This window comes from Pseudomonas morbosilactucae (assembly GCF_023241665.1).
In the GTDB taxonomy this organism is placed as follows: Bacteria; Pseudomonadota; Gammaproteobacteria; order Pseudomonadales; family Pseudomonadaceae; genus Aquipseudomonas; species Aquipseudomonas morbosilactucae.
On the sequence record NZ_JALQCX010000031.1, the window covers coordinates 90,246 to 104,151 of the forward strand.

The following is a 13,906-nucleotide window of genomic DNA, read 5'->3' on the forward strand; positions in this document are numbered from 1 at the left end:
GATTATTCGTTTGAACTGTGAACACGCACGCCGTTTTGCGCGCGAGGCTGCAACGACGTTTTTGGTGGCTAGGTTCCCCGTGGGAATGCCGCCGGGGGCGTTCCGCGTTCCGCCCCCGTCACCCCGCAACCGCTTACTCCCCCAAGGCAAACGCCACCGCCGCGCGGGCGTGCAATTCGGTGGTGTCGAGCAGGGGCAGGGGGCTGTGTTCGGGTTTGACCAGCAGGCTGATTTCGGTGCAGCCGAGTATCACGGCCTGGGCGCCGCGGGCTTGCAGGGCGGCGATCACCGCTTGGTAGCGCTGGCGTGAGTCGGGGTTGATGACGCCCACGCACAGTTCGTCGTAGATGATCCGGTGCACGGCTTGGCGCTCCTCCGGCTCGGGCACCAGAACCTTGAGGCCTTGGGCGGCCAGGCGTTGTTTGAGGAAGTCCTGCTCCATGGTGAAGGCGGTGCCCAGCAGGCCGACGGTGGTCAGTTGCAGGTCCAGTGCGGCCTGGCCGGCCGGGTCGGCGATGTGCAGGAAGGGCAGGCTGACGACCGCCTGTATGTGCTCAGCCACGCGGTGCATGGTGTTGGTGCAGAGCACGATGCACTCGGCGCCCCCGGCCTGGAGGCGCTGCGCGGCGTCCACCAGGATCTGCGCCGCGTCGTCCCAGCGCCCAGCGTGCTGGGCCTGTTCGACCGGCCCAAAGTCGACGCTGTACATCAGCAACTGCGCCGAACGCAGCGGTCCCAGGCGGTCGCGCACCTGCTGGTTGATCAATCGATAGTATTCGGCGCTGGATTCCCAGCTCATGCCGCCAATCAGGCCAATAGTGCGCATGGGGTGTGGCTCCTGTCGTTGACTGTTTGTGGTGGGGCCGAAGGCGGTTCATCCAGGCGTGTCCCGTGGCCCTGAAACCAGGGCGTTTTCATGGTTTTCTGGCCGCGTATGTCTCGCCTGTCAGCCTGATGACGCCTTCTTTGGAGTCGACGTGGGTGATGCTGTTTATCACCACTTTAAGGTCGCTGGCGTTCGGGAACAGGGAAAAGAACAACTCGAAATACAGGTAGTCCTGGACCAGGCGTGCGGCCAGGTCGGGGTGGCGTTTCAGGAGTTCCCTGAAGCTTGGGTAGTTCAGCGCTGCAAGCTCCGGGATGTCGATAAAGCCTTGGGCCTGATCGTCGGTTTTGCATTCGGCAGTAAAGGTGTCGGCGCATTCCAGAAAGCTGTGCGGCAGATCGCTGTGGTTGATGCACAGCTCATAGGGCGTTGCCGGGGTTGTCGGTGCCTCGCCGAAGCCCAGGCTGCGATAGCTGACGGTTCGTGGGTCGATGACGTGACCGGCTGAGGTGAACTTCATGATGGGCTTCCGGGTGGCGGCATCCATTCGACAGCCGTGCGGAGGCCGGCTTGGTAGTCGGAAATAAGCTGGGCGAGGTGCGGGTTCATGGGGCTGGGCGTTGTGGTCAAGGGGACAGACGATTTCAGAGATGGCGGCGCGATACAAGTTGTGAGTGCGCTTGCTGCGGGATTTTCGCCGCGTCATCGGCATCACGCCCGCGCTTGGATGGTCGAAATTTGGGTGCAGACCGTGCGCCAGGTCCTCGCCCTGACCCCGGGCCCGTACCGTTCGCGGTATTAAGCCAACGCCGGGCGGGCGCATCTGCCATGATCGGCCCCTGCGACCGGCAGTATCTGAAGGTCGAGGTTGAGGAATCGCGCAATGGACGATGTACAGCAACTGGGCGAAATGCTCAGGCACTACGCGCAAAGCGAAGCCCACAAGAAGCAAGTATTCGATACCCAGTTCCAGGCCTGGGGCACCCGCATCGGCGAGCTGTTCGGGCTGATCGAACAATGGCTGGCACCGGTGCGCATGCCCGGCCTGCTGGAGTTCAGCCGCGACCCTTATGTGGCGTGCAGTGTCGGTTCGGCGCCGGAGGCCTCGATCTTCAAGACCGAGAAGCTGACCATCCAGATTGCCGGCAAAACCGTGGAAATCGTCCCGGAAGTGATGGGCACCAACGGCCAGATCGCACTGGCGGTGATGGGCCTGACCGCCGCCCGTTATGGCAGCGTGTCCCTGGTGTTCGACGCCACCGGCATCTGGCAATGGCGCAAGACCAACGGCCTGCAGCCGCCGGACACCTTTGTCTTTGATGCCAATTTCCTGGCCTCGCAACTGCAAAGCCTGATCCCCCGCGAACGCAGCTAGCCCGGGCTGGCGTTCTCAGTCGGGCGCCAACACACGCAGTGGGTAGTGGCGCTCGGCAACCTGCCCGGTGCATTGGGTGCCGGCCGTCATGCCATACACCGTAAAGGCATAGTCGCCGGCTGTGGTCGGGCGGCCGCTGAGCTCGGCATCCCCTTCGTCGGGCCGATAGGTCAGCGTCAGGCCAGGGGGCAAGGGCGTCTTCGGGTCGACGTAGAGGCCGGTCGGCCGCCCCCCCGTTAGCGTCAAGCGAATGGCCAGCGCTTGCCCCTGGAGCACCGGGGGCAGTTGCGCGGGTTCGAGTGTCGGGCTGCTGCGCAGGTAGCAGCCGGGCAGAAAGGCCAACGCACAGCCATTGAGGCTCAGGGCCAGGCCGGTGATGGCAAGCGCCGTCAGCAAGGTACGCATGGCACAGAACTCAGCAGGGGTGGGCGCGGCATGCTAAAGCACGGGCCTCGGGCTGACCAGGGTTGCCGCGCCACCCAGCGTTCCCGCTTGTGCCTCAGGCCTCGATCTCACCCCAGCCCGGACGGGGCGCGGGCGGTGCCACGGCCTGGACCTTGCGCCCGGTGGCCAGCTCGACCCGGCGCGCCACGTCCGGGTCGTCGGCAAAGGGCAGCAGGCTGGCCTCTTCCAGGTGTTGCGGGCTGTGCCGGGCCAGGCAGTACTCGACGATCAGGTACAGGCTGGCCACCCCCAGCAGGTTGAGTAACGCGTCCATGTGCTTCGTTCCTCCAGGGTCGGTTCAGGCGATCTGCGCTTCGCTGGCGGCCAGCCGTGGGTCGGCCACGCGTACGGTGCGCCAGGTGTTGTAGGCCATCAGCAGCATGCCGCCGAGGAAGAACACGCCGCCGGTAAAGCGCACCACAAATCCCGGGTGGCTGGCCTGCAAGGCTTCGACAAAGGAGTAGGTGAGGGTGCCGTCCTCGTTGATCGCGCGCCACATCAGGCCCTGGGTGATGCCGTTGACCCACATCGAGGCGATGTAGAGCACGGTGCCGATGGTTGCCAGCCAGAAGTGCAGGTTGATCAGCGCGGTGCTGTGCATCTGCGCGCGGCCGAAGACTTTGGGAATCATGTGGTAGGTGGCGCCAAAGGTGATCATCGCCACCCAGCCCAGGGCGCCCGCGTGCACGTGGCCGATGGTCCAGTCGGTGTAGTGGGACAGGGCGTTGACCGTCTTGATCGCCATCATCGGCCCTTCGAAGGTCGACATGCCATAGAAGGCCAGGGACAGCACCAGGAAGCGCAGGATCGGGTCGGTGCGCAATTTATGCCACGCGCCGGAGAGGGTCATCATGCCGTTGATCATCCCGCCCCAACTCGGCGCCAGCAGGATCAGTGACATGGCCATGCCCAGGGACTGGGCCCAGTCCGGCAGCGCGGTGTAGTGCAAATGGTGCGGGCCGGCCCAGATGTACAGCGTAATCAGCGCCCAGAAGTGCACGATCGACAGCCGATAGGAATACACCGGGCGCCCGACCTGCTTGGGCACGAAGTAATACATCATGCCGAGGAAGCCGGTGGTGAGAAAAAAGCCCACCGCGTTGTGCCCGTACCACCACTGCACCATGGCGTCGGTGGCCCCGGAATACACCGGGTAGGACTTGAACCAGTCCACCGGGATCGACAGGTGATTGACCACGTGCAGCATGGCGATCACCAGGATAAAGGCGCCGAAGAACCAGTTGCCGACGTAGATGTGCTTGGTCTTGCGCTGCACCACGGTGGTGAAGAACACCACGGCGTAGGCCACCCAGACCACGGCCATCCACACCGCGCCGGTGAATTCGATCTCGGCGTACTCCTTGGTGGTGGTGTAGCCCAGGGGCAGGCTGACCAGCATGATCACGATCACCGACTGCCAGCCCCAGAAGGTGAAGGCCGCCAGGGTGTCGCTGTACAGCCGAACCTGGCAGGTGCGCTGCACCGCGTAGTAGCTGGCGGCGAACTGGGCGCTGCCGGCAAAGCCGAAAATCACCAGGCTGGTGTGCAGCGGGCGCAAGCGGCCGAAGGTGGTCCAGGGCAGGTCCAGGTTCATCTCGGGCCACACCAGTTGCGAGGCGATCCATACGCCCATGGCCATGCCGATCACGCCCCAGACCACGGTGGCCACGACGAATTGGCGCACCACCTTGTAGTTGTAGGCCTGTCCGATTGTTGCTGTGTTCATGGTCAATGCTTCCACGGTTGCGAAGTCTTGCCAGGCCACCCGGTCTGGCACGAGGCGCACTGTAGAAAGCCGGGCAAAAACAAAACAGGCTCAGAAAAACGGCATTAATGCGGATCAGATCCGTGGCCTGTCCACAGCTATGGGGCAGCGTCTGATATGGTTTTTTCGTCTTTACCTGAATCTGTAACCACCTGAGCCGCAGGTGCATAGTCGCCCCCTCGTACAACGCGCCGCAGAGCACGATCAGCACTGATGAGGTAGGCCCATGTATCAATACGACGACTATGACCGCGCCCTGGTCTTTGAACGGGTGGCGCAGTTTCGCGATCAGGTCGAACGCTTCCAGGCGGGGCAACTGAGTGAGGAAGAGTTCTTGCCGCTGCGCCTGCAGAACGGCCTGTACATGCAAAAGCATGCCTACATGCTGCGGGTGGCGATCCCCTACGGCACCCTGAGCGCCACGCAGATGCGCACCCTGGCCGGCATCGCCCGGGATTACGACCGAGGTTACGGGCACTTCACCACCCGCCAGAACCTGCAGTTCAACTGGATCGAACTGGACCAGGTGCCGGACATCCTCGAGCGCCTGGCCCAGGTGCAGATGCACGCCATCCAGACCTCCGGCAACTGCGTGCGCAACATCACCACTGAAGCCTTCGCCGGGGTCGCCGCCGATGAGTTGCTGGACCCGCGCCCCCTGGCCGAGATCCTGCGCCAGTGGTCGACCATCAACCCGGAATTTCTCTTCCTGCCACGCAAATTCAAGATCGCTATCTGCTCCGCCGAGCAGGACCGGGCGGCGATCATGATGCACGACATTGGCCTCTATCTTTACCGCGACGCCGAGGGCCAGATGCTGCTGCGGATGATGGTCGGCGGCGGCCTGGGGCGCACGCCGATCCTCGGTTTGCAGATCCGTGAAGGCTTGCCCTGGCAGCACTTGCTGTCCTACGTCGAGGCGGTGTTGCGGGTCTACAACCGCCACGGCCGACGCGACAACAAGTACAAGGCGCGGATCAAGATCCTGGTCAAGGCCCTGGGCATCGAGGCCTTTGCCGCGGAAGTGGAGGAGGAGTGGCAGCACCTCAAGGACGGCCCGGCCCAGCTCACCGACGACGAGTACCGGCGCGTGGCCGATGCCTTTGTGATGCCGGTCTACCAACGCCTGTCCGACACCGACCTGGAGTACGGCAGTCGCTTGGCTGAGCACCCGGACTTTGCCCGCTGGGTGGCGCGCAACGTGCAATCGCACAAGGTGCCGGGCTACGTCAGCGTGGTGGTGTCCACCAAGCCCGGCATCAGCGCGCCACCGGGGGACGTCAGCGCCGAGCAGATGGACGCGGTGGCCGACTGGTCCGAGCAGTTCGGTTTTGGCGAAATCCGTATCGCCCATGAGCAGAACATCGTCTTGCCCGATGTGCCCAAGTCAATGCTGTTCGCCTTGTGGCAGCGGGCCTGCGAACAGGGCCTGGGCAGCGCCAACGTCGGCTTGCTGACCGACATCATCGCTTGCCCCGGCGGCGACTTCTGCGCCCTGGCCAACGCCAAGTCGATCCCCATCGCCCAGGCCATCCAGCAGCGCTTTGACAACCTGGATTACCTCCACGACCTGGGGGACATCAGCCTGAACATCTCCGGCTGCATCAACGCCTGCGGCCATCATCACATCGGCAATATCGGTATCCTCGGCGTCGATAAAAACGGCAGCGAGTGGTACCAGGTCACCCTCGGCGGCGCCCAGGGCAAGGCCAGCAGCCTGGGCAAAGTGATGGGGCCGTCTTTCAGCGCGGCGCAAATCCCCCAGGTGATCGAGCGCATCATCGGCACCTTTGTCCGCTACCGGGAAAGCGACGAGCTATTTATCGACACCCTGCAGCGCATCGGCCTGGAGCCGTTCAAGGAGCGGGTCTACCCCAAGGCGCTGGAGGCTTCGGCATGAACAACCTGTTGCGCATACAGGACGGCGCCGCCACGCGGGTCGAGGATGACCCCTGGACCCTGGTTCGCGAGCGGCCAAACGATGAGCAGAGCGAGCTGCCGGGTGAACTGCCCGGGGGCCCGCTGATCCTGCCCCTGGCCCTGTGGCTGCAGCGCCGCATCGAGCAGCATCCGGCACGGGACGGTGTGTGGCTGGGGCCCGACGATGAGGTGGAACGCCTCACGCCCTGGTTCGAGCAGGCGGCGCTGATCGCCCTGGACTTCCCCAGCTTTCGCGACGGCCGCGCCTACAGCCAGGCCTATCTGCTGCGTACGCGCCTGGGCTGGAGCGGCGAGCTGCGGGCCATTGGTGATGTGCTGCGGGACCAACTCAGCCATATGCGCCAATGCGGTTTCGACAGTTTTGCGGTGCGCGCCGACAAGTGCGCCGACGACGCCCTCAAGGGCCTGGCCGGCATGAGCGTGCTTTACGGCCGTTCGGTGATCGAACCCAGGCCGTTGTTCCGCCGGCGTTGAGCCCGCGTCACAGCCCATACCCCGCAATGATGTCATTTTGCTATATTGGCGCCCGGCCGAAGGACGGCCGCGTGCAAGACACATAGGGAAATGAGGGATGGCTGTGACGTTCGGTAAAAAAATACTCTGCTTGCTATCGCTCTCGGTGCTGCTGGCGCTGTGGGGCGGCTACTTCTACCTCTACAGCGAAGTCGAAGACGGTCGCCTGGGGAGCTTTTTTGACAGTGGCGCGTCCTGCGGTCACCCGTTGCCCAGTGACCAGCAGTTTTTCAAGAAGGACCACCTGGCATTGTTCCTGAGCAACACCGCCCAAGGCACCTTCTCGCTGTCGGGCGTGGTCAATGTCTCCGAACGCACCTTCAACCGCTACGAGCTGGGCAAATATGAATTGCGCCTGCGGCTCGAGCGCCTGCAAACCTCAGCGTCCGACGTGCTGCTGATCCCGGAAGAGGTCAGGCTCAAGCCGCTGATCCGCAACTTCGCCGGCCCCAACCGCAACGCCAGCAGCGAACTGGAGCCGCGGGCGATCCGCTTGGCCGGCCAGGCCACGGCCTTTCCCTTCGACACCTATCAATACGGCTACCGCCCGGTGCTGTACATCCTCAAGGGCAACGAGCAGATCGACCTGAAGTTCCGCCACGTGACCACCACCACGGACCTGTCCAATAGCTTCACCGCTACCCAGAAGCACTCGCCGCTGGCCTATTTCAACGGCAGCCACAGCGGCCTGGCCGAAAGCGACTATCCGCCCTACAGCAACCAGGAATGCGCCCTGACCATCGAGCGTAAAAGCTCGATCAAGTGGATGGTGTTCTTGTTGCTGCTGGTGATTTGCCTGCCGCTGTTGCATGCCTGCTATCGCGACGAGCCGGCCATCGACTTCCTCGCGACCCTGCTCGGCGTAGCGGCGATCCGCGTGTTCCTGGTGGGGCCGCTGAACGACTTCCAGCTGTATGGCATCGACTTCGCGTTTGGCGCGGTGCTAATCCTGGTGGGCACCGTCTCCCTGCTCAAGGCCATGCGCATCAGCACCCTGCGTGATCGGGCGGCACGAACGGGGTCGACGTGGTGAGTGGGTCGCCGCGTTGGAGCCGGGCGCTTTACTGCAATGCCGGGTCCCCCGGATTGAGCTGCTTCCAGCCTTGCAGCAGCACCTGGGCCTTGGGTTCCTGGCCGCTCTCCAGGTAGTACTGGATCAGGGTCAAGCGCGCGTCGCGTTGGGCCGGGTGTTGTTGCAGCAGCTGTTCCAGTTGGCGGCAGGCGGCGTCCACCTGGCCATTGCCGTGCAGGGCCACGGCCAGCACGTAGGCGTATTGCGGGTTCTGCGGTTCCAGCTCCACGGCCCGGGTCAGGGCGGTCATGGCCTGGGCGGTGTGGCCGGCGCGCACCAGGGCCAGCCCCTGGGTGTGTTGCAGCAGGGCGGAATCACCGTGGGCCTTGAGCGCTTCGGCCAGCAGTTGCTGCGCCTCGCCCTGGCGGCCCTGGCCCTCCAGCCATTGCCCCAGGGTCACCAGGGCCGGGAAGAAGTTCGGGTCGCGCAGCAGCGCCGCCCGTAGCAGCGGTTCGACGTCGGCGCTGCGCCCGTTGGCTTGGTACAGCATGGCCAGGTTGAGGTTGGCCTCGGCCCGTTCCAGCAGGCTGGATTGCACGGTCTCGTATTCGCCAATCGCTCGCTTCCAGGGCTCCTGGGCCGGGCCCAGGCCGTTGCGTGCGGCGCCGAGCAAATCCCGAGCGGCGGCGATGCGCACCGCCTTGACCGGGTCGTCCAGCAACGGGGTGAGCAGGGCGGTGCGCTCCGCTGGCGGCAGCAGTGCACTGATGGCGCGCACGGCGCTTTCCCGCACTTGCGGTTCACCATGGCCCAGGTCCTTGCGGGCCAGGCTCAGGGCTTGGGCACTGGGGTAACCCGGCAGTTCGCCGAGCAGGGTGGCGCGCTGAATGGCTGGCAGGTTACTGCGTTGCAGCTGTTCATACAGGGCCTGGGCCGCGCCCGGGCGACCGCCGCGGATCAGCCACAGGCTTTCGTCGTAGCGCGGGGCCTGGGGCGTGTCGTGCTGGCTCCAGTGCTTGAATGGCTCGCTGATCTTGTCGCCCTCGCGGCCCTGGTGGCAGCTCAGGCAGGCGTCCGAAGTGCCGAGCTTTTTCGCCCGCAGCGGGTTGGGCAAGCTGAAGCTGTGGTCGTGGCGATAGTCGTTGCCCATGTAGACCTTGCCGGGCATGTGGCAATCCACGCACTGCGAACCCGGTTGGCCCTGGACGTGGCGATGGTGCTCGGGGGCGTCATAGTTCTTGGCTTGCAGGCCCTTGCCGTCGATGCCGTCCACAGTGCTTTTGCCGGCGCTGTTGTGGCATTGCAGGCAAACGCCGTTGCCAGGAGCCTTGAGCTGGGTGCTGTGGGGGTTGTGGCAGTTGCTGCAACGCACGCCCTTGTCGAACATTTTGCTTTGCAGAAAGGAGCCGTGCTCGAACACCTCTTCCTGGATCTTGCCGTCCAGGGCATAGAGTTCCCGGGTCAGGGGGCTGGGCAGGTAGTCGTCCATCAGGCGCTTGCCGACCGTGAAGCCGTCCCCCAGGGGCGCGCGCCGGGCGTGGCAGCGAGCGCAGGTTTCGATCTCGGTGGTGGCGTTGCGGTCCTTGAGGTCCACGGCGAAACCGGCGTGGGGCAGCGGTTTTTTTGCCGCGCTCCAGGCCAGGTGATTGGAGGCCGGCCCGTGGCAGGCCTGGCAGCCGACCCCGAGGCTGTTCCACTGGCTATCGAAGCGGTTGGTGGTGGCGTCGAAATGGCGCTGGTAGCCGGTGGTGTGACATTCCACGCACATGAAGTTGGCGTTCTGGTTCGGCTGGCTCCAGTGCAGCGGGTCCTTGAAGTTCACGCCCTGGCCCGGGTAGAGGTGGAACCAGCGGTTTTTCTCGGTATCCCAGGCGATGCCGAGGGCCTGCAAACGGCCGTCGCCGACGTCGATCAGGTACTGCTGCAACGGCGCGATGCCAAAGGCGTAGGCCACTTTGAAGTCGGCGTTGCGGCCATCTTTGCCCGGGGTGTTGACCCAGAACTCATCGCCCCGGCGCAGGAAGCGCGTGGTCTCGCCTTCAGCCTTGAAGGTCTGGTCGTTGAAGTTCGCCAGCACGCTCTGGGGGCTGGCTTGTTGCATCGCCAGTTGGTGGTGCGAGCCTTGCCAATCCTTCACCGGCTGGCTGTGACAGCCCTGGCATTGTTGTTCATCGACCATCTGCGCCGCTGGCAAGGCTGGTGCGAGGGGCGGGCTGGGTTTGGCCGGCAGGCTGGCCTGCACCGGCGCCGGGGGCGGCAGGGTGCTCGGCAACGGTGCGCTGCGGGTGAGGAACCAGCCCAGTGCGGCAAGGGCCAGCACCAGCATCGCGGCGCTCAAGGGAAAGGCAAAACGGGTGAAAAATCCAGGAACGGCATCAGGTGTCGGGGGGATGGTTGGGCTGTTCTTTCTGCGCATTAAGGCATCCGTATCCAAGGGCAGCAGGCTGCCAACTACGCCATCCGGCTGGGTGCAGCTTTGACGTGGTCTGCGGGTCTGTCAAATCACCGAGTGTGAGTGGCTTCCCGAAGCGCGACAAAGATTGCCGGCGAGGGCGGCAAACCGTCGAGCTTTGGCTATACCTGTAACTCCCATTAGCCAGTCTTTGGCGGCGTCACCGACAGGAGTTACCTATGAAGCTTGCATTGACGTTAAGCGCGCTGTGCCTCGCCACCCTCGGGGTCGCCGGGTGCTCCAGCAACGTGACTCAACCAGACGAGTATTCCGGTTTTCTAAAGGACTACAGCCGGCTCAAGGAGGCCAAGTCGCCTTCCGGGGTGGAAGTGATGCGTTGGGTCGACCCCAAGCTCAACGTCAAGCAGTTCACCAGCGTGTACATCGAGCCCACCCAGTTCTATCCGCAACCCCAGCCCACCGCCAAGATCCCTCAAACCACCTTGTCCAACATCACCCGTTACTACGACCAGGCGCTGCAACGCGAGCTGAGCAAATCCTTGCCGCTGGCCACGGGCCCCGGGCCGGGCGTGATTGTGGTGCGGGCGGCGATCACGGCGGTCAGCAGCAAGACTGAAGGCCTCAAGCCCTATGAAGTGATTCCCATCGCCCTGGTGGCCGCGGCAGTGAGCACCGCCAGCGGCATTCGCGACCAGGAAACCACCCTGGCCACCGAAGCGGTGTTTCTCAATGGCGGCAGTAACGCCGTGGTGGCCCAAGTGGTGCGCAAAGGCACCGGCAAACCCCTGGAGAACGACACCCAGGTGCTCAAGGCCGATGACGTGAAAGGCGTGATCGATGCCTGGGCCTCGGACTTGCACCAGTCCTACCTCAAGCTCAAGGGCAACTAAGCTCGGCCCGGTTCCGGGCGAGATCTTCCAGGGCAGCGGCTACATCGCTGCCCTGGTCATTGGCCGACAAACCAGCGGTAGTAGGGGTTGGCCCCATCGCCTTGCAACACCTCGCGAATATCCCGGGCCCAGGCTTCGCGGTCGCCGTCGTAGGCGTGCAGGCTGGCGCGGTAGAACTGCATCAGGCGCTGGCCATGGGTGTTCATGCGCTGGGTGAAGTCGGCGCTGGCATTGAGCAGCGGTGCTGGCTGGCGCAGGTCCAGCAGGGCCGGCAGCACGCGGCTGATTTCCCGGGAGCGGACCCACGGCGCGTACTCGATGCGCGGCCGGTCGTCGGTCACCGCAGGTGCATCCCCGGCAAAGCGTTGCAGCCCCTGGCGGTCGGTGACCCAGGTGGCCAGCAGGGCGGCCGCCGAACTGACCCCGACGTCTTGCAGGGCCGTGCGCACGCTGTCCTGGCGGAAGCGCTGTTCGATGCGCGTGGCGTCCAGTTCGATGGGCGCCAGGGAGCCCACCAGAAGCATCTCGTGAAACTCGCTGGTCCACAGGCTGGCGTAGGGGAACACCTCAAGAAAGCTCTGCACCAGGGCGCGCGAGTCGTCGATGTTCTGGGTCGGCAGGGGCAGCCATTGGGCCACCAGGCCCTGGTGCTCCAGGCGGCGTGCGGCCAGTTGGTAGAAGTCCGTGGAATACAGGTTGACCACCCCGGCCGCAGAAGGCGGAGGCGGTTCCAGGGTGATCAGGTCATAGCGTTGCGGGCTGCGCAGCAGTTCCTGGCGACCGTCCCGCAGGCGCAGGTCCAGGCGCGGGTCGGCTGCCGCCTGGTAGTTGCCCTTGAACAGCGGCGCCGCCTTGATCACCGACGGTAGCAACTCTGCCACCACCCGCTGTTCCAGTTCGGGGTAGCGCAGCAGGGCGCCGGCGGTGATCCCGGTGCCAAAGCCGATGACCAGGGCCGAGCGCGGCTGGCCGTTGTGGATCAGCAGCGGCAGCAGGGCCTGGATGCGCATGTAGCGCAGGGATGGCATGGCGTCGCCGGTGTTCGACACCCCCTGGATGTACAGACGCTGGAACGCTCGGCTGCCTTGGCCTTGGGTGACCACGGCGACGGTGCCGCCACGGCCTTCTTCGTAGAACGCCAACGGCGCATTGCGCGCCCCGGGCAGCAACTGCGCCAGGCGCTCCACAGGGGTCAGCCAGGCCACGGCCAGGGACAGCAGGGCCACGGCAACCAAACCCTGGCGCCGCCCGCGCGTCACGCCCTGGCCATGGCGCACGGCCAGGTAACCGACCCCGGCCGCCACCAGGGCCAGGAGGCCGAGGGTGCGCACCAGCCCCAGCAGGGGTATCAGCAGGAAGCCGCACAGGGCCACGCCGAGGATGCCCCCCAGGGTGTTCACCGCCACCACCGCGCCCACATCCTGGCCGACCCGCTGCGGGCCTACGCACAGGCGCAAGGCCAGGGGGAAGGCGGCGCCCAGCAGCAGGGTTGGCACAAACACCATACACAGGGCCGCCACGGCAAAGCGTGCGCTCATGCCCAGCAACGGGCTGCCACCCAGGGCCAGCAGCGCGGCTTCGGCCTGGGTCTGGGCGAGGATCAGCCAGCGCCCCAGCAAGGCCACTTCGAGCAAGGCGAGCAAACCCGCGCCGGCGATCAACAGGCCGAACAGGCCCCAGGGATCACGCACCCGGTCGGCGCGGCGGGCCATCAGGCCGCTGCCGATAAACAGCCCGGCCAGGTAAGTGGCCAGCACCACCGCAAAGGCGTAGGTGCGGGTGCTCATGAACTGCACGATGGATTGGCTCCAGACCACCTCGTAGCCCAGGGCCACGCCGCCGGCAACGGCGTAGAGCATCAGCGCCAGGCGCGCGGGCGCGGCGTCGCCCCGAGGCTTGGCCGTGGGCGGCGGCGCCAGTAGCGGTTGACAACCGAGGGCGCCGAGGGCCGCCAGCAGGTTGAGCAGGGCGGCAAACAGTGCACTGCCGCGCACCCCCAGGGTGGCGATCAGGACAAAGGCACTGAGCAGGGTGCCGACAATCGCGCCGGCGGTGTTGGCCGCATACAGGCGGCCACCGGCCTGGCCCAGTTGCCCGGGGTCGGCCGCCAGAGCGCGGACCAGCACCGGCAGGGTGCCGCCCATCAAGGTTGCCGGCAGGCCCACCAGCACCAGGGGCAGGGCCCAGGCCAGCAGGCCGACCTGTTGCTGCAAGGTGGCGAACAGCTCGGCGGCCTGACCCAGGCCCAGGGTCGCGCCGACCCCGAACAGGGCCACCAGCAATTCCAGCCCGGCGTACAGGCGCAGCGGATTGGCCACCCGGTCGGCAACCCGGCCCAGCCACCAACCGCCCAATGCCAGCCCGGCAAAGAACGCGCTGATGCCGAGGGTGATGGCATACACCTCGACCCCGACCACCAGCGACAGTTGCTTGATCCACAGCACCTGGTAAATCAGCGCCGCGGTGCCGGAAACGAACAACAGTAATGCCGGAAACAATCGCGCGCGGGTGCCCAGCACGTGGCTGGCAAACTGTGGCCTTAAGAGGGGTGAACTCATGTTCCATGGCCTTATGCAGAAGTCGAAACAATCGATGGCCGCCCAAGGTTAGTACACAGCGGCCCTTAGCGTTGTAGGCGCTGGCTTGCCAGCGATGGCGATCTCAAAGCATGCACAAACCCCAAGGGCCCCATCGCCGGCAAGCCGGCTCCTACGGGAAACAGGCGAT

General features: G+C 65.1%; 12 protein-coding genes. 5 read left to right on the top strand and 7 right to left on the bottom strand.

Annotation, left to right across the window (positions count from 1 at the left end):
- Positions 1 to 133: 133 nt before the first annotated feature.
- The gene (locus M1B35_RS16915) at positions 134 to 826 is read right to left on the bottom strand and encodes an aspartate/glutamate racemase family protein (protein WP_268262568.1); all 693 of its coding nucleotides are present in this window, start codon (positions 824 to 826) and stop codon (positions 134 to 136) included.
- A gap of 88 nt (positions 827 to 914) precedes the next feature.
- Positions 915 to 1,346: a hypothetical protein gene (locus M1B35_RS16920; protein WP_268262569.1), complete on the bottom strand. Its 432-nt coding sequence runs from the start codon at positions 1,344 to 1,346 to the stop codon at positions 915 to 917.
- Between the two features lie 363 nt (positions 1,347 to 1,709).
- On the opposite strand from M1B35_RS16920, the gene M1B35_RS16925 reads away from it, so the two are divergent.
- A complete protein-coding gene (locus M1B35_RS16925) occupies positions 1,710 to 2,201 on the top strand; it encodes a hypothetical protein (protein ID WP_268262570.1) in 492 nt (163 codons plus the stop codon).
- A gap of 15 nt (positions 2,202 to 2,216) precedes the next feature.
- On the opposite strand, the gene M1B35_RS16930 is transcribed toward M1B35_RS16925, so the two are convergent.
- The 3 genes from M1B35_RS16930 to ccoN form a co-directional block, all read right to left on the bottom strand.
- On the bottom strand, positions 2,217 to 2,606 hold the full coding sequence (locus tag M1B35_RS16930; RefSeq protein ID WP_268262571.1) for a hypothetical protein: 390 nt from the start codon (positions 2,604 to 2,606) through the stop codon (positions 2,217 to 2,219).
- Between the two features lie 94 nt (positions 2,607 to 2,700).
- Positions 2,701 to 2,919 carry a cbb3-type cytochrome c oxidase subunit 3 gene (locus M1B35_RS16935; protein ID WP_123332518.1) on the bottom strand — a complete coding sequence of 73 codons (219 nt, stop codon included), beginning with the start codon at positions 2,917 to 2,919 and terminating at the stop codon, positions 2,701 to 2,703.
- 24 nt (positions 2,920 to 2,943) lie between these two features.
- Positions 2,944 to 4,371, bottom strand: coding sequence for a cytochrome-c oxidase, cbb3-type subunit I (ccoN, locus tag M1B35_RS16940; protein ID WP_123332520.1), 1,428 nt, complete (start codon positions 4,369 to 4,371; stop codon positions 2,944 to 2,946).
- Between the two features lie 265 nt (positions 4,372 to 4,636).
- Here ccoN and M1B35_RS16945 point away from each other — a divergent pair, with 265 nt between their 5' ends.
- From M1B35_RS16945 to M1B35_RS16955, 3 genes are all read left to right on the top strand, one after another.
- Positions 4,637 to 6,310 carry a nitrite/sulfite reductase gene (locus M1B35_RS16945; protein ID WP_268262572.1) on the top strand — a complete coding sequence of 558 codons (1,674 nt, stop codon included), beginning with the start codon at positions 4,637 to 4,639 and terminating at the stop codon, positions 6,308 to 6,310.
- A complete protein-coding gene (locus M1B35_RS16950) occupies positions 6,307 to 6,825 on the top strand; it encodes a DUF934 domain-containing protein (protein WP_123332524.1) in 519 nt (172 codons plus the stop codon). The genes M1B35_RS16945 and M1B35_RS16950 overlap by 4 nt, the downstream gene beginning before the upstream one ends.
- A gap of 103 nt (positions 6,826 to 6,928) precedes the next feature.
- Entirely contained in the window at positions 6,929 to 7,897 is a 969-nt protein-coding gene (locus tag M1B35_RS16955; protein WP_268262578.1) for a hypothetical protein, read from the top strand.
- Positions 7,898 to 7,925: 28 nt separating this feature from the next.
- Here M1B35_RS16955 and M1B35_RS16960 read toward each other — a convergent pair whose 3' ends face one another.
- Entirely contained in the window at positions 7,926 to 10,292 is a 2,367-nt protein-coding gene (locus tag M1B35_RS16960) for a tetratricopeptide repeat protein (RefSeq protein ID WP_268262573.1), read from the bottom strand.
- Positions 10,293 to 10,507: 215 nt separating this feature from the next.
- Here M1B35_RS16960 and M1B35_RS16965 point away from each other — a divergent pair, with 215 nt between their 5' ends.
- Positions 10,508 to 11,179, top strand: coding sequence for a DUF3313 domain-containing protein (locus M1B35_RS16965; RefSeq protein ID WP_268262574.1), 672 nt, complete (start codon positions 10,508 to 10,510; stop codon positions 11,177 to 11,179).
- A 56-nt stretch (positions 11,180 to 11,235) separates the two neighbouring features.
- Here M1B35_RS16965 and M1B35_RS16970 read toward each other — a convergent pair whose 3' ends face one another.
- Complete coding sequence (locus tag M1B35_RS16970) at positions 11,236 to 13,737, bottom strand: fused MFS/spermidine synthase (protein WP_268262575.1); 2,502 nt, start codon at positions 13,735 to 13,737, stop codon at positions 11,236 to 11,238.
- Positions 13,738 to 13,906 lie beyond the last annotated feature (169 nt).